Origin of the sequence: Pseudonocardia sp. NPDC046786 (assembly GCF_040645415.1) — a bacterium.
In the GTDB taxonomy this organism is placed as follows: Bacteria; Actinomycetota; Actinomycetes; order Mycobacteriales; family Pseudonocardiaceae; genus Pseudonocardia; species Pseudonocardia kongjuensis.
The window spans coordinates 1-23805 of sequence record NZ_JBEYYF010000039.1 but is presented as its reverse complement, the minus strand read 5'-3'; the positions used below and the strand labels follow the sequence as shown (position 1 = coordinate 23805).

Below are 23805 nucleotides of genomic sequence, written 5' to 3'. Positions count from 1 at the left end.
CCTAGCTGCTCGGGTGCACTCACGCTGCCGAACGCGCGGTGCCGCCCACGGATTCCGGACGGGTGATCATCTCACCGGCCGCCCGGGCGGGCTCACCACCACTCGGCGTCGAGCTTGGACTCGATGTCGCGGACGTGCCGGCGGGCGCAGGGCGGGCAGAGCCAGCCCTCGCGGCCGCGGCCGTCGCGGTCGGACACCCAGCCCGCCACCGCCGCGGCGCCGGGCTCCCCGGGCCGGAGGGTGCCGCAGATCCGGCAGGACGGCGTCGCTCCGCTCACGCCCGCGATGGTGCCCCGGCGGGTGCGTCGTCGTCGAGGTGCGCACGACGGCGCCCGAGCCGGTTCGCGATCATCGCGCAGACGACGAGCTGGAGCTGGTGGAACACCAGCAGCGGCACGACGACCAGCGCCGCGGCCGGGCCGCCGAACAGCACCCCGGCGATCGGCAGGCCGCTGGCCAAGGACTTCTTCGAGCCGCAGAAGACGATCGTGATCCGGTCGGCGGCGTCGAACCCGAGCAGCCGGGCGCCGAGCGCGGTCGCGCCCAGCACCAGCCCCAGCAGCAGCACGCAGATGCCGAACAGCACGCCGAGCGACAGCGGGGTGATCTGCTCCCAGATCCCGGCGACCATGCCCTCGCTGAACGCGGCGTAGACGACCAGCAGGATCGCGCCCCGGTCGAGCAGGGTCAGGCGCTTCTTGTGCCGGGTGACGAAGCCGCCGATCAACGGCCGGGCGGCCTGCCCGGCCAGGAACGGCACCAGCAGGCGCAGCGCGATGTCGCCGAACGACGACGGATCGAAGCCGCCGCTGGTCGCCAGGAGCAGCGCCGCGAGCAGCGGGGTGAGGAACACGCCGAGCACGTTCGACACCGAGGCCGCGACGATCGCGCCGGGCACGTTCCCGCGGGCGATCCCGGTGAACGCGATGGACGACTGGACGGTCGAGGGCAGGCAGCACAGGAAGACGACGCCGATCGCCAGCGGCGCCGGGAGCAGCCACTCGGGCAGCAGCAGCACCGAGAGCCCGAGCAGCGGGAACAGCACGAACGTGATCGCGAGCACGGTGCCGTGCAGCTGCCAGTGCTTCAGCCCGCCGAGCGCCTGGGCCGCGGAGAGCCGGGCGCCGTAGAGGAAGAACAGCAGCGCGATGGCGACCGTCACCACGACGTCGACGACCTGCGCCATCGGGCCGCGGGCCGGCGCGAGCGCCGCGATCCCGACGGTGACGAGCAGCAGAACCAGATAGGGGTCGGGACGCACGCGCATGGTGATCGATTCTGGATCGCCGCCCGTCATTCGGAAACCCGCTGGACCCATTGACTGTCATCACACGACGCGATGACTGCGCTAGCCTCGCGGGCGTGCTGGACCCGGTGCTGCTCCGCTCCTTCACCGCCGTCGCGCGGGCCCGCAGCTTCACCCGGGCCGCCGCGCAGCTCGGGCTCGGCCAGTCCACCGTCAGCCAGCACGTGCGGCGGCTGGAGGACGCGGTCGGCCGGCCGCTGCTGGACCGCGACACACACTCGGTGTCGCTGACCGCCGACGGCGAGGCGATGGAGGAGTTCGCCGCCACCATCCTCGACGCCGGCGAACGGGCGATGGCGCACTTCCAGGCGTCCCGGGTGCACGGCCGGGTCCGGTTCGGGGTGTCCGAGGACCTGGTGATGACCCGGCTGCCGGCCATCCTCGCCGACTTCCGGCACCGGCACCCGCAGGTCGACCTGGAGCTGACCGTCGGGCTGGCCGACGACCTGGAACGACGCCTGGAGGCCGGCGAGCTCGACCTGATGGTCGCCAAACGCCTCCCCGGGCCCGACGACGGCCGCTCCGTCATCCGCCGGGACCGGTTCGTCTGGGTCGGCGCGCCCGGCCTCCGGCTCGGCCCCGGCGATCCGGTGCCGCTGCTCGCCTACCCGCCGCCGAGCCTGTCCCGCTCCGCCGCGATCGGCGCGCTGGAGGCCGTCGGGCGGCCCTGGCGGATGGCCTGCACCAGCGGCAGCCTCTCCGGGCTGCGCGCCGCCGCGCTCGCCGGGCTGGGGGTGATCGCACACGCCGCGACGCTCGTCCCGGACGGACTGGTCGAGATCCCGGGCCGCGCCGGGCTGCCTCCGCTCGGGCCGGTGCAGGTGGTGCTGGCCCACGGGCGGCGGCGGACCGACCAGGCCGGGGAGCTGGCCCGTAGCATTCGTACCGGGGCGAGCGACCTGCGCACCGAATCCTGACACCGAACGCTACGAACCCGGGCGAACGTGGGCCGGGAGCGGCAGCGCTGGCAGAGTGTCCGGATGCGCATCGTGGTGACCACCCCGACCGGCAACGTCGGGTCCCGGGTGCTCCGGCTGCTGGTGCAGGCCGGCGTCCGCCCGGTGGCCCTGCTCCGGGATCCGGGACGGCTGCCGCCGGACCTCGCGGGACACGTCGAACCGGTGCGGGCCGACCAGACCGACCGGGACGCCGTCCTGCGTGCGACTGCGGGCGCCGACCGGCTGTACTGGGTGAACCCGCCGGCGCCACCCGGATCGGACCCGATGGTGCAGCACCGCACCTGCGCCGCGGTGGTCGCCGAGGCCGCCTCCGTCCACGGGATCGGCGGCACCGTGTTCCAGAGCAGTGTCGGCGCCGAGCTGCGGACCGGGGCCGGTGACATCGACGGCCTCGCCGCCACCGAGACCGCGCTCGACGGGACCGGCACCCCGGTCCTGCACCTGCGGTGCGGCTACTTCACCACCAACCTGCTGCTGTCGGCCGACGACCTGGCGGCGGGCACGCTGCCGACCCCGTGGCCGGTGGAGCATCCGCTGCCGTGGGTGGATCCGCGCGACATCGGCGACGTCGCGGCGGCCCGGCTGCTCGGCCCGTCCTGGAGTGGCCGGCTGGTCCAGGCCGTCCACGGGCCGCAGGATCTGTCGTTCGCGCAGGTCGCGGAGCTGCTGGCGGAGCTGCACGGGCACCCGGTGGCCGCCGTGCACATCCCGGACGCCGACTTCCGCGCCGCACTGCTCGCCGCCGGGCTGGGTGCACCCGAGGTCGATGCGATCGCCGGGATGGCCACCGGCCTCACCGGGGGTTTCGTCCCCGAGCAACCCAGGGACGCGACGACCACCACCCCGACCACCCTGCGGTCCTGGGCCGCCGAGCACCTCCGGCCCTGACCGGGCGCCACCCGACGACGCCGAGCCGGACACCCCGCCCCCGACCCGGCACCGCGCAACGCCCGGCCGAGCACCACCGACCGCGCCCGGTCAGCCGGTGCGTCGCCGCAGGTAGTCCGAGACCACCTCCGCACCGAGGCCGTCCAGGTCCGGATGCACGACCCGGCCACCGGCGCGCCGGGCCAGCCGATCGGTGAACGCGGCGAGACCGGGATCGTCACCGAGCACGAAGAAGGTGAACCGGGCGTCCATCCCGATCAGGCGGTCCAGACCGTCGACGGTCGCCCGCAGCGTGTACGGGCTCGGCGGGTAGTCGAAGAACGCCTCGCCGTCGGACTCCAGGTGCGCGGTCGGCTCGCCGTCGGTGACGACGAGCACCACCGGCGTGGCATCCGGTTGCCGGGCCAGCCGCTCCCGGGCGAGCAGCAGCGCGTGGTGCAGGTTGGTGCCCTGCCGGTACACGCCCTCCATCCCGACCAGCTCGGCCAGGTCGACGGTCTGCGCGTGCCTGCCGAACGTGATCAGCGTCAGGTCGTCGCCCCGGAACCGGGTGGAGATCAGCTGGTGCAGGGCCAGCGCGGTGCGCTTCATCGGCACCCACCGGCCCTCGGCGACCATCGACCACGACGTGTCCACCAGCAGGGTGACCGCGGCCCGGGTGCGCTGCTCGGTCTCGACGATCTCGACGTCGGACACGTCGAGCCGCCGGTCGTCGCCGCCGGCGCGGCGCAGCTGGGCGTTGAGCAGGGTGCGCGGCACCGACCACGCCTCGGTGTCGCCGAACGCCCACGGCCGGGTCGCGCCGGTCGCCTCCCCCGCGGCGCCGGCACGGCGGGTCTCCCGGGCCCCCTGCCGGCCGGAGATCCGGTCCGCGACGTCGCGCAGCACGGACTGGCCGAGCGTGCGCAGGGCCTTGGGCGAGAGCATCAGCGAGCCGTCCGCGGCCCGGCGGAACAGGTCCTGGCGCTGCAGCTCGCGTTCCAGCTCGGCGAGCGTGCGGGCGGCGGCGGCCGCCTCCGGGCCGAGCATCTCGGTGAGCGCGTCGAGATCGATGTCCTCCATCCGCGCGCCCGGGTAGCTCTGCGCCAGCTGCTCGGCCAGCGCGTCGAGCTTCCCCAGCTCCTCCAGCGCCCGGGTGGCCTCGCCCATCCCCATCGGGTTGTCGCCGCGGAACTCGCCGCGCCCGGTCCAGTCCTCGCCGGGGCGCAGGCCCTGCAACTGGGCGTCGAGCCGGGACAGCGACTGCGCGAGTCGCGGATCGCCGAACGCCTGCTGGGCGAGCTCGGCGAGCTCGGCGCGCTGCTCGGCGGACATCGAGTTCAGCATCCGCTGGGCGGCCGCCGACCGGGCGGCGAGCGCGTCGATCAGCTCCTCGGTGTTGCGCGGGTTCTCCGGGAAGTGCTGCCCGTGCTCGCGCATGAACTCGGCGAACCGCTCGGTGGTGTCCTCGCCGCGGGCATGCTGCTCCAGCAGCCCGTTGAGGTCGTCGAGCATCGCGTTGATCCGCTCGACGTCCTCCGGCGTCGCACTCTGCATGGCCTGCTTCATGCCCTCGAACCGCTGGTCGAGCAGCTCCCGGCCGAGCAGGTCGCGGATCTCCTGGTACGCCTCGCGGGCGTCGGCGGAGCGCCAGTCGTACCCGGAGAGCTCCCGGACCGCACCGCCGGTGTCCGACGGCAGCGCATCGAGCTGCATCTCGCGGAACCGGGCGTCGTCGGAGTCCTCGTTGCGCAGCGACTCCTGCTCGGCGCCCAGCGCGCGGTCCAGCAGCTCGCGCACCTCCGCCAGGGTGCCGTCGACCCGGTTGTCGCGCTGCAGCTCGCGGCGCCGCTCCCAGACCCGGCGGGACAGCTCGTCCAGGCCGCGGTTGCCGTCGAGGCCGCGCCGCAGCAGCTCCTGCAGCGCCTGCCGCGGGGACGAGCCCTCCATCACGTCGCGGCCGATCCGGTCCATCGCGGACCGGATGTCGTACGGCGGGGCGAGCGGGTCCGGGCCGCCGGTGTACGGCCCGTACGCCCAGCGCCGCCGGGACCGCCGCGGATCAGCCATAGGACACCGTGTCACCGTCGTCGGTGGTGTCCTTCGCCAGCCTGCGGGTCAGGAACAGGTGTTCCAGCGCCAGCTCGGCCGCGGACGCCATCGGGCCCGGGGCCTCGGTGCCGCCGGCGCCGAGCCGGGCCGCGATCTCGGTGAGCGCCTCGACCTGCGGGAGCGCGGCGACGACGTCGCGGGCCGGGACCCGCTCGCCGGTGCGCACCGGCCGGGTGGAGACCTCCACCGCCAGCTCGTCGAGATCGACGCCGCGCAGCGCGAACCGGGCGGTGTCGGCCGTCGCCCGGCGCAGCAGGTGCTCCAGCACGTCGTCCTCGCGGCCCTCCTCGCCGGCCGCGAACTCCAGCTTGCCGCGCAGCACCGCGGGCACCGACTCCAGATCGACCGGACGGGCGTAGGCCCGCTCCTCGCCGACCAGCGCGGCCCGGCGCAGCGCCGCGGCGGCGACGGTCTCCGCGGCGGCCACCGCGAACCGGGCGGACACCCCGGAGCCCTGGTCGATCGCCGACGAGTCGCGCAGCAGCCGGGTGAACCGGGCGACGACCTCGACGAGGTGCCGCGGCACCTCGGCTGCGAGCACGGCCTCCTGCAGGACCAGGTCGATCTCCGGGGCCAGCTCGAGCGGGTAGTGGGTGCGGACCTCGGCGCCGAACCGGTCCTTGAGCGGGGTGATGATCCGCCCGCGGTTGGTGTAGTCCTCCGGGTTGGCGCTCGCGACGAGCAGCACGTCCAGCGGCAGCCGCAGCGTGTAGCCGCGGACCTGGATGTCGCGCTCCTCCATCACGTTCAGCAGCGCGACCTGGATGCGTTCGGCCAGGTCGGGCAGCTCGTTGATGGCCACGATGCCGCGGTGGGCCCGCGGGACGAGCCCGAAGTGGATGGTCTCCGGGTCCCCGAGCGAGCGGCCCTCGGCGACCTTGACCGGATCGACGTCGCCGATCAGGTCGGCGACCGCGGTGTCCGGGGTGGCCAGCTTCTCGGTGTAGCGGTGGCTGCGGTGCACCCAGCCGACCGGCAGCTCGTCACCGAGCTCGGCGGCGCGCCGGATCGACGCCGGGGTGATCGGCTCGTAGGGATGCTCGCCGATCTCGGAGCCGTCGATCACCGGCGTCCACTCGTCGAGCAGGTTGCCGATCGCGCGCAGCAGGCGGGTCTTGCCCTGGCCGCGCTCGCCCAGCAGGACGAGGTCGTGACCGGCGATCAGGGCCCGCTCCAGCTGCGGGACGACGGTGTCGCCGAACCCGACGATGCCGGGCCAAGGATCGCGGCCCGCGCGCAGGGCTGCCAGGAGGTTGTCTCGGATCTCGTGCTTCACGGCCCGCAGTTCGTGGCCGGACGCGCGCAGCGCGCCGACGGTGCGGGGAAGTTCAGGTGGTGTGACGGGCACGGATTCCACGCTACGCCCGGTTGCGACCCGCAGCGCGCCGTCGACCGGCTCCGGGGCGCCACCGCGATCGGCAGGTGACCGGGGTCACGGAGGTGCCGGCCTCAGCGCGGTGTCCGGGGGCCCCGCGGGGTGCCGTTGTCCCACCACTCCACCTCCAGGCCGGCCGCCCGGACCGCGACGCCCGCGGTCTCCTGGTGCCCGGCAGCGGTGACCAGCACCAGTCCCCCGGTGTGCCGCCGTTCCCGGGCCAGCGCCGCCGCGACCCGGGGCAGCGGCTGCCGGTGCCGGCCGCTCTCGCCCAGCTGCGGGTAGCTGTCGGCGACGGCCAGCAGAGTACCGCCGGGGCCGTCCTGTCGTCCGTAGAGCACCACGAAGTGCCCGGCCGACCAGTCCGCGCCCGGCAGCGCGTCGTCCTCACCGGTCGCGAGGTAGGCGTCCAGGGCCTCCGGGGAGACGTGCGACGAGGCGAGCCGCGCGGTGTCGAGGTTCGCCACCGGCAGCACCGGCACCCCGGTGAGCCCGTCGAGCAGCACGCGCAGCCGGTCCGGCGTCCAGGTGCCGGCGGCCGGGACCGCGGCGAGCGCGCCGCCGGACATCTCCTCGACGGCCTTGCCGACGCCGGCCGCCGAGGTGCCCGCGGACCACTCGTCGGCGGCCCGGTCGAGCCCGGACCACAGGTCCGTGCGCGGCGGCGCCCCCGGCGGCCGCGCGCCGGGCACCTCGTGCGGCCAGATCGCCGTTCCGGCGACGCGCGCGAACTCCGTGACGTCCGGGACCGGCGCCGCGGTGCGGGACCGGCCGGTCAGCGCGACGACGGCGAGCCGGGCCGCGAACGGCCCGCACAGCTGGTCGGGCTGGGGCAGGGCGGCGGCGTGCTCGGCGAGCAGCGCGTCGACGCCGGTGAAGGGGACGAACGCCATCGTCGCCGTCAGTACCGGTACCGGAAGGCGGCCAGCACGTCCTCGACGGACCTGCCGTCGGCGAACGCGGCGTCCGAGGCCCGCACCGCCCGGAACGCGGCGCCAACGTGCTCGCCCAGCACCGCGGAGATCCGCGGGTTCGCGCGCAGCGCCTCGGCCTGCGCGGCCGGGGTGGTGGGCAGCGCGGTCACGCCGCGCGCGGCGCGCTGCTCGGCGGTCCAGGTGCCCGGATCCTCCTGGATCGGGTCCGGCAGCTCCGGGCGGTCCGCGATCCCCGCCAGCCCGGCGCCGATCACCACGGCCAGCGCCAGGTAGGGGTTGGCGGCGGCGTCCGAGGCCTTCAGCTCGACGTTCGCATGCCCGGCTCCGAGCAGGCCGGTGGCCGGCACCATGCGCAGCGCCGCCTCCCGGTTCTCGATGCCCCAGAACCCGTAGGCGGCCGCGAAGTGCCCGGGCCGGCGCCGCAGCACCGACGTGACGCCCGGAGCGGTCACCGCGGCCACCGCGTGGATGTCGCGCAGCAGCCCGGCCAGCCAGGCCGCGCCGTCCGCGGTCGATCCGGCAGGCCCGTCGCCGCCGGAGAGCAGGTTGACGCCGTCGCGGGCGACCGAGGTGTGCAGGTGCCAGCCGTTGCCGGCGGAGCCGGTCGAGGGCAGCGGCGCGAAGCTCGCCCGGTAGCCGTGCGCGAGCGCGGCGGCGTGGATGGTCTGGCGGGCCAGCAGCTGCCGGTCGGCCGCGGTCAGCGGATCGGCGGCGCCGATGCTCAGCTCCAGCTGGGCGGGACCGTACTCGGCGTGCAGCTGGCCGACCGGGACGCCGTTGTCGCGCAGGTCGGCGAGCAGCCGGGTGACGAAACCGTCCAGCCCGATCAGCACGTCCGGCCCGTAGGCGGGGCCGGTGACGGCCGGGACCGGCGGCTCGTGGTCGTCGTCGCGGTAGAGGGCGAACTCGATCTCGTACCCGGCGAGCACCGACAGGCCGGCCTCGCCGGCCGCGGCGACCTGCCGTTCCAGGACGCCGCGCTGGTCGTACGGCCAGGGACCGCCGTCGGCGGTGACGACGCGGCCGGGGCTCCAGGCCAGACCGGGCCGCCCGGCCAGCGGGACGACGCCCTCGGGGCCCGCGGCCGGGACCAGCCGCACGTCACCGGCGGGGGTCTCCAGCCCGGGCGGGCCGAACACGATGCCGTCGCGGGTGTCGAACACCGCGAACAGGGTGGTCACCCCGATCCCGCGGGTGGCCGCGTCGGGCAGTGCCTCGACCGGCACCGTCCGGGAGCGCAGCACGCCGTTGTTGTCCGGCCAGCCGATGGTCACGCCGACCACGCCCAGATCGGCCAGCGCGCGGGCGCGGGCCTCGAACCCGGCCGTGTCCGGCCCCGCGGTGTCCGAAGTGTCCCCGGTGCTCATGACGGTCAGCGTACGGCCGGAACGCACCGCCGTCAGGGGACGAGCAGGGCCCAGAGCGGCAGCGCCACGAGCGCGACGGCGACCACGCGGACCAGCCAGTGCACGACGGCCGGCAGCGGCGCCGGTGGCGCGGTGATCCGCTCGATCCGCGCCTCGAGCGCGTCGGTGAACGACGACAGCGCGGCGGCCGGGGCCGATCCGCCGACCGCCTTCAGCGCGGTGGCCAGCTCGGTCGGGTCGCACAGCCGGCGGGCGACGTCGTCGGCCCGCATCTCGATCAGCCGGGCGACGGCCAGCTGCGCGGCGACCATCCCCCGGACGAACGGCGCCGTGGCACCCCAGGCGACGAACGGGAGGACCACCAGGTCGTGCCGTTCCCGCAGGTGGGCCCGCTCGTGGGCGAGGACGGCGACCACCCCGGCGGTGTCCAGGGCGTCCAGCACGCCCGCCGACACGACCAGCCGGGAGCTGCGGCCCGGCAGGCAGTAGGCCACCGGGACGGGATGGTCGAGCACCCGGGTACCGGACGCGAACGGCCACGGCGTGGCGAGCACGTCGAGCAGGTCGCGGTGCCTGCGGCGGGTCCGCAGGGTGCGCACGGTGGTGATCACCAGGACCGACAGCAGCCGGGCGAGCACGCCGAGCGCGATCAGCAGGGCACCGACGTGCAGCGGATCGAGCGCCGCCGGGAAGTCGCCGGCGGCGAGATCGCCGGCCAGCACCGAGACCCCGGCGGGCAGGCTGTCGCCGAGCGGGGCGAGGCCGTAGGCCAGTCCGGCGCCGAACAGCGAGATGCCGCCGCCGAGGCCGACCGCCTGCCACAGCAGCAGCGCCCCGACCGGGTCGCGGGCGGGCCAGCGGGCGCACGCGAGCATGCGGCTGGCCGGCTCGGCGAGTGCCAGGCCGAGCAGGCCGAGTCCCAGCGCGGTCAGCTCCATCGCGTCACATCGTGGCCGAGGGGGCGCGATCTCGCTGAACGACCCCCCCGTTGCACGAGGTCACAACCCTGACCGGGTCAGTCCAGCAGGTCCCTGAGCCGGGACCGCTCCTCCTCGGACATCGAACCGAGGAAGCGGGCGAGGGCCGCCCCGCGGTCGGAGGCGTCGTCCAGCGCGTCGCTCATCAACTCGGCCACGTGGTCCTCGCGGCTGGCGACGGGGCGGTAGTGGTGCGCCCGGCCGTCCCGGATGCGGTGCACGAGTTGCTTGCGCTCCAGCCGCCCCAGCACGGTCAGCACCGTGGTCGTCGCCAGGTCGCGATCCGCGAGCTGATCCTGCACCTCACGTGCCGTCATGTCCCTGTCCGCTGCCCACAGGACGTTCATGACCGCCCGCTCCAGCTCCCCCAGACTCGTCACGACGACAATTGTACGCGAGCCGTTCTACCGTGCGTAGAACGGCTCCGCGGTGATCGTCACATCCGGGTCACATGGGGCCCACCCAGCGCGAGCCGGTGGGCGGCCCGGCCCAGCATCGCCCGCACGACGGTCGGATGCAGCAGACGGACGAGAGCGAAGTAGGCGCGCCCGCGGGCGCCGTGCAGGGCGACGACGGTCGTGACCACCACCCGGCCGTCCTCGCGCAGCACCGACGCCCGGAAGTCCAGGTGCCGCTCGTCGGTGCCCAGCAGCACCTCGTCCCCGGTGCGCGCGACGGTGTCGAACGACCCGACGCCACCGCGCGCGATGCCGACCATACCGACCAGGCTCTCGCGCAGGCCCAGCAGTCCCGTGACCCAGGCCGGCGGGTCCCGGAACAGCGCGTCCGCCCAGACCTGGGGATCGACCGGCAGCCCCGGGCGGACCGGGACGGCGTAGGCATCGGCGAAGTCGACCCGGGGTAGTGCCGCGGCGAGCAGCGGGGTGTCCGGCACCGGGGCCGGACGGGCCCGCCCGGCGACCGACCGGCGCACCAGCCGGGCCCGGACCGATGCGCGGGCCGGGCGGCGCGGCGGGTCCCCGGCGGCGGTCGCGGCATGATCCAGGATCCGTTCGACGACGGCGTCGTGCGCAGGCCGGACGGCGACCGGCCAGAGCAGCCGCATCACGCCGGTGGCCCGACCGCCGATCTCGTGCCGCAGCACCGTCCGGCCCGACCCGGCCGGTTCCGCGGTGAAGGTGTGGTCGCCGCGCAGGCCCTGGTCGGGATCCACGGTGAACACGATCCGACGGCCCGGGACGTGCCCGGTCACCCGGTAGCGCAGGCCACCGTGACCACCGGCAGCACCGGGCGCGACCGGCCCGTCCAGCACCATCGGCGGCCACTCCGGCGGCCACAGCACGTCGTCCGGGCCGCCGAGCCGGTCGAGCAGCGCCCCGACGCGCTCCACCGGGGCCGCGATCACGCGTTCGTGCACGTTCCGGATCCGCATCCCGCCCACCACACCTCTCCGCACCCGGCCCGCTTCGGTGCGCAGCCGATTCCGTCCGCCCGGTCCGTGCGCCTCAGGTCCGTACGCCCCCGTACGTTTTTCCGTACGGTAGCGTACGGCCATGCCTCCGCGACAGCGCCTGACCGCCCGCGACTGGGTGGCCGCGGCACTCGGCGCGCTCGCCGAGGGCGGACCGGCCGCGGTCGCCGTCGAGCCGCTCGCGATCCGCCTCGGCGCCACGAAGGGCAGCTTCTACTGGCACTTCGCGAACCGGGACGCGCTGCTGGACGCGGTGCTCGAGCACTGGGAACGCACCGAGACCGAGCACGTGATCGCCGACCTGGAGCGGGAGCCCGATGCCCGCGTCCGGCTGGAACACCTGCTGACGACGGCCATGACGCCGACCGCGGGAACGGTCGGCTCCTCGGTCGAGCTGGCCCTGCAGGCCGCGATCGGGCGGCCCGCTGTCGCCGCCACCCTGGCGCGGGTCACCCGGCGCCGGCTGGACTACCTGACCGGCCTGTTCGGCGAGCTCGGGTTCACGGCGGAGGAGGCCCGCAGCCGGGGCACCCTCGCCTACACCGCATACCTCGGGCATGCCCAGCTCGCGCACGCGGCGCCGGATCTGGTCCCGGACGGCCGGCCGTCGCCGGGCTACCTGCGGACGGTGATCGACTCCCTGACCGCACCCGCGTCCCGGTGAGCAGCCGTCAGTGCACCTGCACCTGGTCTCCGACCTGCAGGGTGTCGAAGTAGTGCCGGGCGTTCGCCTCGTCGAGCTTGACGCAGCCCGCCGACGGCGTGTCCATCGCGCCCTGGTGGAACGCCACTCCGCCCTCGGCGAAGAACACCGAGTACGGCATCTGCGTGAGGTGCTCGCGGCTGGTCCACTTCTCGGCCTTCCACTGCACGCCGTAGGTGCCGCGGGGGGTGGGGTCCCGGGCGTCGCCCGGGCGCATCGGGACCGGCCCGAAGGCGATCCGGCCGTTCTCGATCAGCCAGGTCTGCCGGGTGGAGAGCTGCACGCAGGCCCGTGCGGACGACGTGCACGGGGTCCCGGCGACCAGCGGGCCGGCCGCGGTCTGCGCCCTGGCCTCCGCCTGCGGGTCCGGCTCGGCGACGGCGACGCCGGTGGTCACCGCGCCGACCAGCGCGAGCAGCGCGAGCACGGCGGCGGGCGCTCCGGTCCACCGGATACGCCGGGTGCCTCGCTGCATTCCTCGGATCCTCCCGTCGGGACCGCCGGACCCGCCGCCCAACGCGGTCAACTGACCCCGGAGAGTAGTCGAAGCTGATCTTGGAATGGCTGGGCCGGGTCCGGCTGGCCCGTTCGGCGGTACCGGGAGGGCGACGGACGGTCGTTCACTCGGCAACATTCGGCCGGCCGGCAGTCACCCGGCACCGAGCGGCCGGATCAGCGTCCCTGGAACACCGGGGCGCGCTTCTCCAGCCGCGCCGCCCGGCCCTCGGCGATGTCGGCGGCCGACCAGCAGGCGTCGAACTCGGCCTGCAGGGCGGCGACGACGTCGCCGCAGGTATGGCCGCCCCGGCCGAAGGCGTTCGCGGTTCGCTTGTTGTAGGCCAGCGTCAGCGGGGCCATCGTCGCGATGTCGGCGGCCAGCGCGAGCGCGGCGTCCCGGTCGCCGAGGGTGTCGGCGAGCCCGCGGGCGTGCGCCGTCGCCGCGTCCACGGTCGCGCAGGCCAGCAGCAGGCTGCGCGCGGTGCCGCCGCCGGCGATCTGCACCAGCCGCTCGATCGTCCACGGATCGACGGCCAGCCCGAGCCGCGCCGTGGGCAGCGCGAACACCGCTCCGGGCGCCGCCACCCGCAGGTCGCAGGCGAGCGCGAGCTGCAAGCCGGCGCCGATCGCCGGACCGGTCACGGCGGCGACCACCGGCACCGGGAGATCGGCGACGGCGTGCAGCGCCCCGTAGAGCGCCTCCAGGAACTCCTCGCCGTAGACCTCGCCGAAGTCGGCGCCGGAGCAGAACGCGGGCCCCTCCCCCGCGACGACGACCGCGCGGGCGCCGTCCGCCCGGACCCGCTCGGTCGCCTCCACCAGCTGCCGGCAGGTCGCGATGTCGAGGGCGTTGCGGCGGTCGGGACGGTGCAGCTCGATCAGTCCGACGCCGTCGGCGGTGTTCACGGTGATCACGGCCGGAGCCTAACCCGGGCCGGGGCGGGCTCGGACCACTCACCGCCGCACAGCTCCCGGGCCAGCCCGACGGCGAGCTGGTCGATCCGGCGGAGCAGCCGGGCCGCGGCGAGCCGGCGGCGCCGGTCCCCCGGCGAGGCGCCGTCGGTGTCCCAGCCCGCGGTGTCCGCGGGGCCGGCGAGCCCGGGCAGCGCCGAGCCGCCGGCGGGCGCGGGTGCCGCGGCGGCACCGGGGCCGGAAGCAGCGCTCGACGCCGCGTCGGCCTCGGCGGCGTCGATCAGGTCCTCCGCCGAGTGCACGCCGTACTCGTCGGGCCCGGCGCCCGGGCCGAGCTCGCGGCGGTCCGGCGGGCCCCAGCCGTCGTTCAGGATCCGGCGCAGCCCGTCCAGGTTGTCCAGCACCCGCGCGGTCGCCGGCTCCAGGGTGGCCGCCCAGCCCGGCACGTGTGCGGTGGCGGCCTGCGCGGCGAGCAGCCGGGTGTAGTGGTCCAGCGCGCCGATCACCCGCACCGTGTGGTGCACCCCGCGGCGCAGCGGCCGGCGGGAGATCGGGTGCTCCAGCGGCCGGGCCCGCTCGCGGACGTCGGCCACCGCGGTGTCCACCGCGCGGGCCTTCTCCAGCGGGTCCCCGGCGCCGGGCCGGCCCAGCGCCCGGTCCACCGAGACCCGCAGCGACTCCGCCACCGCGGTCAGCGCGGCGTCCAGGGCCTCGGCGAACGCCGTCCGGGACCGGGTCGGCAGCACCAGGTAGGCGGCGAGCATCCCGAGCGCGCCGCCGACGACGGTCTCCTCGACCCGCAGCACCATCGTCTGCACGCTGAACTGGCCGATCAGGCCGTAGAGCAGGGCGAGCACCGCGGTGATCCAGAACGCCATCATCACCTGGGACACCCGCACCAGGTACAGCGCGAGGAACACGCAGACGAACAGCAGGACCAGGCTGACGACCACGTTCCCGCCGACCAGCAGCGCGAGCAGCATCCCGGCGACCACGCCGCCGGTGGTCCCGACCGCGCGGGCCCAGCCCCGGCTGAGCACGTCACCGCGGCTGACCGCGCCGACGAACACGATGAACGCCGCGATCACCGCCCAGTACCAGCGGTCCGGCGAGATCGCCTCGCCGACGACGATCGCCAGGCTGGTCGCCACGCCGACCTGCAGTGCCTGCCGGGTGTAGAGCCCGGGCCCGCCGCCCCGGGCCGCACCGTCCGGCCCGGCCACGTCATCCCGCGCATCCGCCCCGTCCGGAACATCCTGAACGTCCGGAACCTCCTGGTCGTCCGGTGCCGCCGCGCCGGCCCGGTCCCCGTCCCCCCGGCGCTCGGCGATCCGGCGCTGCGTCTGCTCGACGGTGGTCTGCATCGCGTCCGCCAGCCGGCCCACCGCGAACGCGATCCGCTGCTCGCGGGCGGCCCCACCGGTCCCGGCCGGGCGCTGCGCGATCGCGGCGACCGCGTCCCGCGCGGCGCGGTACAGGCTCGCCACCATCGGCCGCGGCGTCCCGACGGCGGTCGCCGCGGCCAGCCCGCGGACGCCGGTGACCAGCGCCTCCCGGTCGTCCTCCGGGATCGGGTCGTGGTGCTCGACGGAGCGCCGCACCGACATCGCGACCCGCTCGGCGGCCAGCTCCGAGTCCACGATCCACTGGCGCAGCGCGGCCAGCTCGGTCTCGGCGCCCTCCGGGCCGCCGGGGCGGGCGCCGCCGGGCAGCCGTCCCGGCGGGTGCGCCATCGGGTCGTCGTCGGCCTCGTCGAGCCGGTCCGCGACCAGCAGCGCGGTCTCGTTGAGCCGGGCCTGGGCACGCAGCAGCGGCCACAGGTCGGCCTCGGCGGGCGCCGCCCGGAGCACCTCCGCCGCGGCGAGCAGCAGGGCGTGCAGCCGGGCCTCGAAGGCGCGCACCAGCGCGTCGATCACGTTCTCCACCCGCCGGGTGAACAGCACGCAGCGCAGCAGGAACGTGCTGCCGATCCCGATCACCACACCGGAGAGCAGGAACGGCAGGTCGGCCGGGACCGCCTGCAGGAACAGCACGAAGAAGTACGGCATGAACGCGGCCATACCGAGCGCGGTGCCGCGCGGCCCGTACCGGCGCACCGCGACGGCGACGACCATCACCAGCACGAACACCACGTCGCCGACCACCGGCAACGGGCTGAGCATCACCGCCAGTGTCGCCGATCCGGCGGCCGGCAGGGCCATCAGGGCGGTGGTGACCCGGCGCCGGGCCAGGGTCGGCTCGTTCACCGCCAGGTTGCTGACCATCGCCAGCACGACGGCGAACAGCAGGGTCGTCACCGGGCGGCCGGTGAACGCGCGCAGCACCTCCGCGGCCAGCGCGGCGACGATCATCGCGGCGGTCGCGACCGCCGCCATGTGCAACCGGGTCCGCCCCGGATCGACGGCGGCCGCCCACGACCTCAGCTCACCCCACCACGTCCTCACGCGGCGAGTCTGGCACGCACCCCGACGGCACGGCGCCGGGGTGAAACGATCACCCGTTCGTGGTCGCCGCGGTCTCCGCAGGCGCCGGCTCGGCCACCGGCTCGGCCACCGGAACGCCGATCACGGCGCCGGTCGCCGCGGCCATCGCCCGCATGCCCTGCGAGTTCGGGTGCACCGGCGCGGCCGGCGAGGTCGGGACCAGGCCCTCCACCCACTTCACACCCGGCAGCTGGCAGATGTCGTGGCCGATGGTCGGCGTGTAGGTGTCGACGTAGTCGACGCCGGCATCCGCGGCCTGCTCGGCCAGCATCGCGTTCAGCGCCTTCTGGGTGTCCCGCAGGTACGCGGTGTCGCCCGCGCTGAACGGCGCGACCGGATAGCAGCCGGGACCGGTGTCCGGCAGGATCGAGGGGTACCCGACCAGCGCGACCCGCGCCGCGGGCGACCGCTCGCGGATCTCGGCGAGGACATCCTCGACCTTGTCCGCGGCGTCGTCGATCCGCTCCGCCAGCTCGTCCTCGCCGCCCGCGGTGAAGAAGTCCTTGCAGGCGGCGCCGAGCAGGTTCGCCGACGACCGGGTCGTGCACTCGGTGATGATCGAGGCGAAGCCGATGTCGTTGCCGCCGATGGTCAGCGTGACCAGCGACTCGGTGCCGTCCAGCGCGTCGAGCTGCGGCGGGTTCGGGCCGGGCCGGACGGCCTGCGGCCCGGTCATGTCCTCGGTCGTCGCACCGCTGCAGGAGACGTCGGTGAAGTTCGTGAAGCCCGCCGAACGGGCCAGCACCGCCGGGTAGTTCCGGCTGGAGCGCAGGCAGCCGGCCGGCTGCCCCGACTGCACCGGCACCAGCGGCCCCGCCGCGTAGGAGTCGCCCAGCGCGACGTAGCGGCCGATCGGCGCGCTGTCGAGGTTGCGCGCGGACAGCGTCGTCTCCGCGAACGTCGTCGGCGCGTCGGCCTGGGCCGGCGCGAGGGCGCTCATGCCCGCCGTGGTCAGCAGGGTCATGCTCGCGACGGCGAGCCACCGGGCGGGACGGGGACGGCGCACGGGCTCTGGGACCTCCGGTCGAGCGGCGACCGGCGACGATCACCGGTCCTGACCCGACCAACGACCCCGGCCACCGGCGGTTACGACCCGATCGGCGGTGCGTGACGGGCGGTGCGACCCGGCGCCGTCACGCACCGTCACCGGGGTTTCAGCCGGTGACCCGGCGCAGCGCGAGCGGTGCGACCAGCCGGTGCCGCAGCGACACCTCGTCCCACAGCTCGGGACGGGCCGGCATCTGCGCCAGCCGGGCCGCGGCGGTCCCGCCCGGATCGGCCATCGGCTCCCGGACCCCGGCCAGGAACGCCCACTCGTGCTCCTCGCAGCCGATGTAGACGCCGCGGCCGCCGGTCGCCCCGAACACCGCGTGGAAGCGCTGCCAGGCCGAGCGCAGGGTCGCGTCCCGCCACACCGCCGGGCTGCCCGCCTGGAACACCAGCACGCCGCCCTCGGTCAGCCGGTCCGCGCAGGCCTGCACGAACGACTCCTCGTAGAGCCGGTTGATCTGCGCGTCCGGCTCGTCGGGCCGCTCGTCGGGCAGGTCGACCAGGATCAGGTCCCACTGCTCGGTGGAGTCGAGGACGAACCGGCGGCCGTCACCATAGGTCAGGTGCACCGGGCCGTCCCCGCGCTCGGCCGCGGCCAGGCTCTCCGGGGTGTAGCCGTAGGGCAGGTGCTCGGCGCAGATCCGGACGGCCTCGGTGTCGATGTCGACGTGATCGACCCGGGTCGCGCCTGCGGCGACCGCGAGCTCGGACGCGACCCCCTCCGAGGAGCCGACGACCAGCACCCGCTCCAGCTTCCGGGCGAGCAGCGCACCCGGCCAGAACAGCGCCTCGTGGTAGGTGAGCTGGGTGTGCTCGGTGGACTGCCGCTCGTCGTCGCAGAACAGGGTGACGCCCTGCGCGGTCTGGGCGACCACGACCTTCTGGAACCCGGTGTGCGCGACGTGGTGCACCCGGCCGAGCTCCCAACGCCGGGTCAGGCCCTCGGCGATCGGCTCGGTGACGGTGCGCGGCGCCCCGCCCCGGTCGACGACCTGCAGCGCGGTGTCCCCGGCGCCGACCCGCTCGGCCAGCCGCTGCACGGCCGCGACCGGATCAGCGCTCTCCCCGCAGGTGAACACGTCGACGTGCATGCCGCCGTGCTCGGGCCAGGTGTGGATGGAGGCGTGCGACTCGGCCAGCACCGCGACCACGGTCGCGCCCTGCGGCTCGAACCGCTCGGTGACGATCTGCCGGACCTGGGCGCCGGACTCGGTCAGCGCGGCGGCCAGATCGGTGCGGAGCCGGTCGGCGTCGTCGAGCACGGACGGGTCGATCCCGCCCAGCTCGGCCAGCACGTGCCTGCCCACCGGGGAGGCCGTGCTCGGCAGCGCGGGATCGCCGGAGCCGTCGAGGACGGCGCTCGGATGCAGCTCCCCGGCCGGGATGGACGGCACGGGCGGGGTCAGCGAGGTGGAGAGTGACACGTCCGGACACGCTAACCGCCATGCCGGGCCGATGCCCCCTCCGCGCGCCGGGTGGTGGCGTGCCTCATGGCGTGCCGGGCTCCCGGCCGGCCACGACCACCCGCAGCGGGCCGAACCCGTTGAACCCGACGGAGGCGTAGCTGGAGGTGTACGCCCCGGTGCCGAGCAGGTCCAGCACGTCGCCCGCGGCCAGGTCCATCGGCAGCGCGACCGGGGTCCGCCGGTAGATCACGTCGTCGCCGTCGCAGGTCGGCCCGGCCAGCACGGCCGGTCCCGGCGGCCCGGACCGGTCCGGCGCCCGGACCGGGTAGGCGAGCGCCTCCCCCTCGGTCTCGGCGAGCCCCTGGTAGCGGCCGACGTCGAGATAGACCCAGCGGCGGTGGTCGACGCCCGGCCGCCGGGACACCCGCAGCACGGTCGTCCGCAGCACCCCGGCCGGTGCCGCCAGCGCCCGGCCGGGTTCCAGCAGCAGGGTGACGTCGTCGACCCGGCCCGCGGCGACCGCGGCGGCCACCGCGGCGCGGACCGCCGCGGCGAACACCTCCGGGCCGGGGACCGCCGACCGGTAGGCGACCGGCCAGCCGCCGCCCAGGTCCAGCTCGGGACGGCGCAGCCCGACCCGCCCGGCGACGGTCAGCGCCGTCCCGATCGCGTGCGCGTAGGTCTGCGGCCGGGTCTGCTGGGACCCGGCGTGGAAGGTGACCCCGGCGGCCACCAGCCCCCGCTCGCGGATCCGGTGCAGCAGCGCGACGGCCTCGCCGGGGAGCGCCCCGAACTTGCCGTGGAACGGCGTCGCCGATCCGCTGTCGTCGACGATCAGCCGGACCTGCACCCGGGCGCCGGGCACCTCGGCGGCGAGCGCGTCGACGTCCTCGGCGCTGTCGGTGACGAACCGGCGGATCCCGGCGGCGGCGGCGCGGGCCGCCGCGCCGGGGCCGCGGACCGGGTTGCCGTGCTGCAGGACCGTCGGATCGGCGCCGGCGGCCAGGCACAGCTCGATCTCCTGCTGGGACGCGACGTCGAAGCCGGCCCCCTCGGCGACCAGCGCACGCAGCACGGCGGGCTCCGGGCACGCCTTGACCGCGTAGAGGATCGCGGCGTCGCCGAACGCGGCGCGCAGCGTGCGGAGGCGGTCCCGCGCGACGGCGGGATCGAGCGCGAGGTACGGCGTCGGATGGTGCCCGGCGAGCACCGCCTGCAGTCCGGGTGAGAGCACGCCGTGATGCTGCCCCACCGTAGGTTGGGACCCGTGACCGCACCGAAGCAGCAGCGCCGCGCCCGGAAGATCGCGATGTCCCCGGAGGAGGTCACCGCGTTCCTGCAGGAGCAGCGGACCTGCCGGGTGGCGACGAACGGCACGAACGGGCCGCACGCCACCCCGCTCTGGTACCTGTGGGACGGCGATGCGCTGTGGCTGACGTCGCTGTCGAGGTCGCAGCGCTGGACCGACCTGATGGCCGATCCGCGGATCGCGGCCGTCGTCGACGCCGGGCACGACTACGGCGAGCTGCGCGGCGTGGAGCTGCGCGGCTCGGTCGAGGTGGTCGGCGAGGTGCCGCGCACCGGCGAGCCGCATCCGGAGCTGGAGCGGGTGGAGCAGGCGTTCGCCGACCGCTACACCGGCGGCCACGTCGTGGTCGACGGCCGGCACGCCTGGCTCCGGCTCCGCCCGGAGAAGATCACCAGCTGGGACTTCCGCAAGCTCGGGTCGGCCTGACCCGGGTCAGGGCCGCCCGGTCACCAGCGGCCACAGGCCGTCGGCGCCCGCCTCCAGGGCCAGCTCGCCGACCCGGTCGTTCCACCGGGACTCGTTGCCGTCCTCGTCCCGCCAGGCCCACAGCCGGGTGGTGACCAGCCGCAGGTCGTGCTCGCGGGTGAAGCCGATCGCGCCGTGCACCTGGTGCGTGATCCGGGCGACGGCGGTCGCCGTCTCCCCGCAGCGGGCCTTGGCGGCGGCGACCGCGAACTCCGTCGCCGGGTCGCCGAAGCCGGCGGTCCGCGCGGTCCGGGCCGCCGCGGCGGAGGCGGCCGCGGCCGCGGCGACCTCCGAGCCCGCCTCGGCGAGCATCTGCTGGACGGCCTGGAAGCGCGCGATCGGGCGGCCGAACTGCTGCCGCTCCCCCGCGTAGCCGATCGACCGGGCCAGCGCCCCGCGGGCCGCCCCGGCCAGCAGCAGCGACCGGCCGAGCGCGGCCCGCAGCTCCAGCTCGGCGGCCGCACCGGCCGGTGCGGCCGCGGCGGCGACCGGCGTGACGCCGGTGAAGCGCAGCGTGTCCCGGGGCTCCTCGGCGACGTTGGCGCCCTCGGTGACGGCGGCGCCCGCGGTGTCGAGCACCAGCACCCGGTCGCCGTCGAGCACGACGACGGCGGCCAGCGACCGGCCCCACGGCACCCGGTGCAGCTCCGCCGAGACGGCGCCCGGACCGTCCCCGGCGACCGATCCGGTCACCGCGACCGACGGCCCGTCCGGCACCGCCAGGCCGGCCGCCCGGACCAGCCAGCCGCCGAGCAGGTCGGTCTCGGCGAGCGGCACCCGGGCCGCCCAGGCGCCGGCCGCCTCCAGCAGCACCGCCGAGTCCTCCAGGGTGCCGCCGACCTCGGGATCGGTGAGGGTGGTCAGCCCGGACTCGGCGCAGGCCTTCCAGGCGGCGGCGTCCAGGCCGGTCGCGTCCTTGTCGTAGGACGCGGCGAAGATCGACTCGGCGAGCTCGGCCAGCTCGGCGTTGCGGGCCATCAGCGCAGTCCCATCCCCCGCGCGACGATGCCGCGCAGGACCTCGTTGGTACCGCCGCGCAGCGTGAAGCCGGGGGCGTGCAGCACGGCGTCGGCGAGCAGCCGGGCGAACCCGCTCTCCGCGCCCGGGTCCGGCGGGATGTCCACCAGCAGCCGGGCGGCGTCGACGATCTCGTTCTCGAAGCGGGTCCCGAGGTCCTTCACCAGGGCGGCGGCCAGCTCCGGCGCGGCGCCGGACTCCAGCGCCCCGGCGACGGCCAGCGACATCCCGCGCAGCGTCCACACCCGGGAGACCAGCGAGCCGATCCGGCGCCGGGTGCCCGGGTCCACCGCGCCGCCCGCGGTCAGCTCGCCGACCAGCGCGGCGAGCAGCGGATAGGTCGACAGGAACCGCTCCGGGCCGGACCGCTCGAACGCGAGCTCGCCGGTCACCTGGGCCCAGCCGTTGCCCAGCTCGCCGAACACCCGCGAGTCCGGGATGAAGACCTCGTCGAAGACGACCTCGTTGAAGTGGTGCGCGCCGGTGAGCAGCGGGATCGGCCGGATCTCGACGCCGGGCCGGTCCAGCTCGACGAGGAACTGGGACAGCCCGGCGTGCCGGTGCGCGTCGTCCCGGGGCTCGGTGCGGACCAGCGCGAAGAAGGCGTGCGCGTGGTGCGCGCCGGAGGTCCACACCTTCGTTCCGGACAGCTCCCAGCCGCCGTCCACCCGGGTCGCCCGGGTGCGCACCGACGCCAGGTCCGACCCGGAGTCCGGTTCGGACATCCCGATCCCGAAGTAGATCTCGCCGCGGGCGATGCCGGGCAGGAACGCCCGGCGCTGCTCCTCGGTGCCGTGCCGCAGCAGCGACGGCCCGATCTGCCGGTCGGCGATCCAGTGCGCGGCGACCGGCGCGCCGGCCGCCAGCAGCTCCTCGGTGACCACGTAGCGCTCCAGCGCGCCGCGGCCGTGCCCGCCGTACTCCGGCGGGATGGTCATCCCCAGCCAGCCGCGCTCACCCAGCCGTCGCGAGAATCCCTCGTCCCAGCCGGAGAGCCACACGTCGGCCCGCGGGGTCCACGCCCCGGCCGCCCGCTCGGCGGCCAGGAACTCCCGGACCTCGGCCCGCAGCTCCGCCAGGCTCTCCGGTAGGTCGACCGGTTCGGGGACGAGTTCGGGTAACCGGGTCAGCGTCGTCGATGCTCCTGCCACCGGATCATCATGGCCCTCCGGCCATCCCGCCGCGCCTGTCTATGGGGCGGCTCACCGGGGTACGTTGCGGCCATGACCACCAATGCTGACGAGCGCAAGGTCCTGGAGGCCGTCCCGACCGGGCTCTTCATCGGCGGGGCGTGGCGACCGGCGGAGAACGGGGCCACCACGACGGTCGAGGACCCGGCCACCGGCGAGGTGCTCACCGAGGTCGCCGACGCCTCCCCGGCCGACGGGATGGACGCACTCGCGGCCGCGCACGCCGCGCAGCCCGGCATCGCCGCGCTCCCGCCGCGGCAGCGCAGCGAGATCCTCTACCGCGCCTACCAGCTGCTGCACGAGCGGGTCGACGACCTGGCCATGCTGATGACGCTGGAGATGGGCAAGCCGCTCGCCGAGGCGAAGGGCGAGGTGGTCTACGCCTCGGAGTTCCTGCGCTGGTTCGCCGAGGAGGCCGTCCGGATCGACGGCGGCTACCAGGTCGCGCCGAACGGGCAGACCCGGTTCCTGACGATCCGCCAGCCGGTCGGCGTGTGCGTGTTCGTGACGCCGTGGAACTTCCCGCTCGCGATGGGCACCCGCAAGATCGCACCGGCGATCGCCGCCGGCTGCGCGTCGGTCATCAAGCCCGCGCCGCAGACGCCGCTGACCATGCTGGCGTTCGCCCAGGTGCTCGCCGACGCCGGGCTGCCCGGCGGTGCTCTGAACGTCATCAACGCGACCGACGCCGGCGCGGTGATCGAGCCGATCATCCGGGACGGGCGGGCCCGCAAGATCTCCTTCACCGGCTCGACGCCGGTCGGGAAGAAGCTCCTGGAGCAGGCCGCGGACAAGGTGCTGCGCAGCTCGCTGGAGCTCGGCGGGAACGCGTCGTTCATCGTGCTCGACGACGCCGACGTGGACGCCGCGATCGAGGGCGCGATGGTCGCCAAGATGCGGAACATGGGCGAGGCGTGCACCGCCGCGAACCGCTTCTACGTGCAGCGCGGCGTCGTCGAGGAGTTCACCGCGAAGCTGGCCGAGCGGATGGGCGCGCTGAAGGTCGGCCGGGGCACCGAGGAGGGCGTGAACGTCGGCCCGCTGATCGACGCCAAGGGCCGGGACAAGGTCACCGACCTGGTCGCCGACGCGGTCGCGAACGGCGCGAGCATCGCCATCGGCGGCACCGCGCACGACGGCCCGGGCTACTTCTACCCGCCGACCGTGCTCACCGACGTCCCGGCGGACTCCCGGCTCAACCACGAGGAGATCTTCGGGCCGGTCGCGCCGATCACCGTGGTGGACAGCGAGACCGAGGCGCTCGACGCGGCCAACGCGACCGAGTTCGGCCTGGTCAACTACGTCTACACCCGGGACCTGAACCGGGCGCTGCGGATCGCCGAGAACCTGGAGAGCGGCATGATCGGGCTGAACACCGGGCTGGTGTCCAACCCGGCCGCCCCGTTCGGCGGGGTGAAGCAGTCCGGGCTGGGCCGCGAGCG

Annotated in this window: 22 protein-coding genes; 5 read left to right on the top strand and 17 right to left on the bottom strand. The window is 75.5% G+C overall.

Annotated features, from left to right (window positions below; translation table 11 throughout):
• Positions 1 to 92: 92 nt before the first annotated feature.
• Together ABZ881_RS29325 and ABZ881_RS29320 are read right to left on the bottom strand one after the other, a co-directional pair.
• Entirely contained in the window at positions 93 to 278 is a 186-nt protein-coding gene (locus ABZ881_RS29325; RefSeq protein WP_358489036.1) for a hypothetical protein, read from the bottom strand.
• Positions 275 to 1267 (bottom strand): bile acid:sodium symporter family protein, encoded by a 993-nt coding sequence (locus ABZ881_RS29320; protein WP_358489033.1) that lies wholly within the window; start codon positions 1265 to 1267, stop codon positions 275 to 277. The genes ABZ881_RS29325 and ABZ881_RS29320 overlap by 4 nt, the downstream gene beginning before the upstream one ends.
• Before the next feature lie 95 nt (positions 1268 to 1362).
• Between ABZ881_RS29320 and ABZ881_RS29315 the strand changes: the two genes are divergently transcribed.
• Complete coding sequence (locus ABZ881_RS29315; protein WP_358489031.1) at positions 1363 to 2223, top strand: LysR substrate-binding domain-containing protein; 861 nt, start codon at positions 1363 to 1365, stop codon at positions 2221 to 2223.
• 63 nt (positions 2224 to 2286) lie between these two features.
• Positions 2287 to 3153 (top strand): NAD(P)H-binding protein, encoded by an 867-nt coding sequence (locus tag ABZ881_RS29310; RefSeq protein ID WP_358489030.1) that lies wholly within the window; start codon positions 2287 to 2289, stop codon positions 3151 to 3153.
• 90 nt (positions 3154 to 3243) lie between these two features.
• Here the strand turns inward: ABZ881_RS29310 and ABZ881_RS29305 are convergent, their stop codons facing one another.
• From ABZ881_RS29305 to ABZ881_RS29275, 7 genes are all read right to left on the bottom strand, one after another.
• On the bottom strand, positions 3244 to 5202 hold the full coding sequence (locus ABZ881_RS29305; RefSeq protein ID WP_358489028.1) for a VWA domain-containing protein: 1959 nt from the start codon (positions 5200 to 5202) through the stop codon (positions 3244 to 3246).
• Complete coding sequence (locus ABZ881_RS29300; protein WP_358489027.1) at positions 5195 to 6592, bottom strand: ATP-binding protein; 1398 nt, start codon at positions 6590 to 6592, stop codon at positions 5195 to 5197. The genes ABZ881_RS29305 and ABZ881_RS29300 overlap by 8 nt, the downstream gene beginning before the upstream one ends.
• Positions 6593 to 6693: 101 nt before the next feature.
• Positions 6694 to 7512 (bottom strand): hypothetical protein, encoded by an 819-nt coding sequence (locus ABZ881_RS29295; RefSeq protein WP_358489025.1) that lies wholly within the window; start codon positions 7510 to 7512, stop codon positions 6694 to 6696.
• 8 nt (positions 7513 to 7520) lie between these two features.
• Entirely contained in the window at positions 7521 to 8921 is a 1401-nt protein-coding gene (locus tag ABZ881_RS29290) for a glutamine synthetase family protein (protein ID WP_358489022.1), read from the bottom strand.
• A 32-nt stretch (positions 8922 to 8953) separates the two neighbouring features.
• The gene (locus ABZ881_RS29285) at positions 8954 to 9859 is read right to left on the bottom strand and encodes a M56 family metallopeptidase (RefSeq protein WP_358489020.1); all 906 of its coding nucleotides are present in this window, start codon (positions 9857 to 9859) and stop codon (positions 8954 to 8956) included.
• A 77-nt stretch (positions 9860 to 9936) separates the two neighbouring features.
• Positions 9937 to 10278, bottom strand: coding sequence for a BlaI/MecI/CopY family transcriptional regulator (locus ABZ881_RS29280; RefSeq protein ID WP_085912347.1), 342 nt, complete (start codon positions 10276 to 10278; stop codon positions 9937 to 9939).
• 56 nt (positions 10279 to 10334) lie between these two features.
• Positions 10335 to 11291 (bottom strand): DUF2867 domain-containing protein, encoded by a 957-nt coding sequence (locus ABZ881_RS29275; RefSeq protein ID WP_358489017.1) that lies wholly within the window; start codon positions 11289 to 11291, stop codon positions 10335 to 10337.
• 121 nt (positions 11292 to 11412) lie between these two features.
• Here ABZ881_RS29275 and ABZ881_RS29270 point away from each other — a divergent pair, with 121 nt between their 5' ends.
• Positions 11413 to 11994 (top strand): TetR/AcrR family transcriptional regulator, encoded by a 582-nt coding sequence (locus ABZ881_RS29270; protein WP_358489015.1) that lies wholly within the window; start codon positions 11413 to 11415, stop codon positions 11992 to 11994.
• Positions 11995 to 12001: 7 nt separating this feature from the next.
• Here the strand turns inward: ABZ881_RS29270 and ABZ881_RS29265 are convergent, their stop codons facing one another.
• The 6 genes from ABZ881_RS29265 to ABZ881_RS29240 all read right to left on the bottom strand — a co-directional run bounded on the left by ABZ881_RS29265 (position 12002) and on the right by ABZ881_RS29240 (position 19616).
• Complete coding sequence (locus ABZ881_RS29265; protein ID WP_358489014.1) at positions 12002 to 12508, bottom strand: L,D-transpeptidase; 507 nt, start codon at positions 12506 to 12508, stop codon at positions 12002 to 12004.
• 197 nt (positions 12509 to 12705) lie between these two features.
• Positions 12706 to 13446 carry an enoyl-CoA hydratase gene (locus ABZ881_RS29260; protein WP_358489012.1) on the bottom strand — a complete coding sequence of 247 codons (741 nt, stop codon included), beginning with the start codon at positions 13444 to 13446 and terminating at the stop codon, positions 12706 to 12708.
• Positions 13443 to 15887 carry an FUSC family protein gene (locus tag ABZ881_RS29255; protein ID WP_358489010.1) on the bottom strand — a complete coding sequence of 815 codons (2445 nt, stop codon included), beginning with the start codon at positions 15885 to 15887 and terminating at the stop codon, positions 13443 to 13445. Before ABZ881_RS29255 ends, ABZ881_RS29260 begins: the two co-directional genes overlap by 4 nt.
• Positions 15888 to 15936: 49 nt before the next feature.
• Positions 15937 to 16890, bottom strand: a complete 954-nt coding sequence (locus ABZ881_RS29250; RefSeq protein WP_358489008.1) for an SGNH/GDSL hydrolase family protein — start codon at positions 16888 to 16890, stop codon at positions 15937 to 15939.
• 190 nt (positions 16891 to 17080) lie between these two features.
• Positions 17081 to 18400: an adenosylmethionine decarboxylase gene (gene speD, locus ABZ881_RS29245; RefSeq protein WP_358489005.1), complete on the bottom strand. Its 1320-nt coding sequence runs from the start codon at positions 18398 to 18400 to the stop codon at positions 17081 to 17083.
• Positions 18401 to 18464: 64 nt separating this feature from the next.
• Complete coding sequence (locus ABZ881_RS29240; RefSeq protein WP_358489003.1) at positions 18465 to 19616, bottom strand: type III PLP-dependent enzyme; 1152 nt, start codon at positions 19614 to 19616, stop codon at positions 18465 to 18467.
• Between the two features lie 33 nt (positions 19617 to 19649).
• Between ABZ881_RS29240 and ABZ881_RS29235 the strand changes: the two genes are divergently transcribed.
• Positions 19650 to 20117 carry a pyridoxamine 5'-phosphate oxidase family protein gene (locus ABZ881_RS29235; RefSeq protein WP_358489000.1) on the top strand — a complete coding sequence of 156 codons (468 nt, stop codon included), beginning with the start codon at positions 19650 to 19652 and terminating at the stop codon, positions 20115 to 20117.
• A 6-nt stretch (positions 20118 to 20123) separates the two neighbouring features.
• Here the strand turns inward: ABZ881_RS29235 and ABZ881_RS29230 are convergent, their stop codons facing one another.
• Positions 20124 to 21134, bottom strand: coding sequence for an acyl-CoA dehydrogenase family protein (locus ABZ881_RS29230; protein ID WP_358488999.1), 1011 nt, complete (start codon positions 21132 to 21134; stop codon positions 20124 to 20126).
• Entirely contained in the window at positions 21134 to 22324 is a 1191-nt protein-coding gene (locus ABZ881_RS29225; protein ID WP_358488997.1) for an acyl-CoA dehydrogenase family protein, read from the bottom strand. The genes ABZ881_RS29230 and ABZ881_RS29225 overlap by 1 nt, the downstream gene beginning before the upstream one ends.
• A 72-nt stretch (positions 22325 to 22396) precedes the next feature.
• Here ABZ881_RS29225 and ABZ881_RS29220 point away from each other — a divergent pair.
• Positions 22397 to 23805, top strand: a 1409-nt coding sequence (locus ABZ881_RS29220; protein ID WP_358488995.1) for an NAD-dependent succinate-semialdehyde dehydrogenase, incomplete at its 3' end; no start/stop codon positions are given.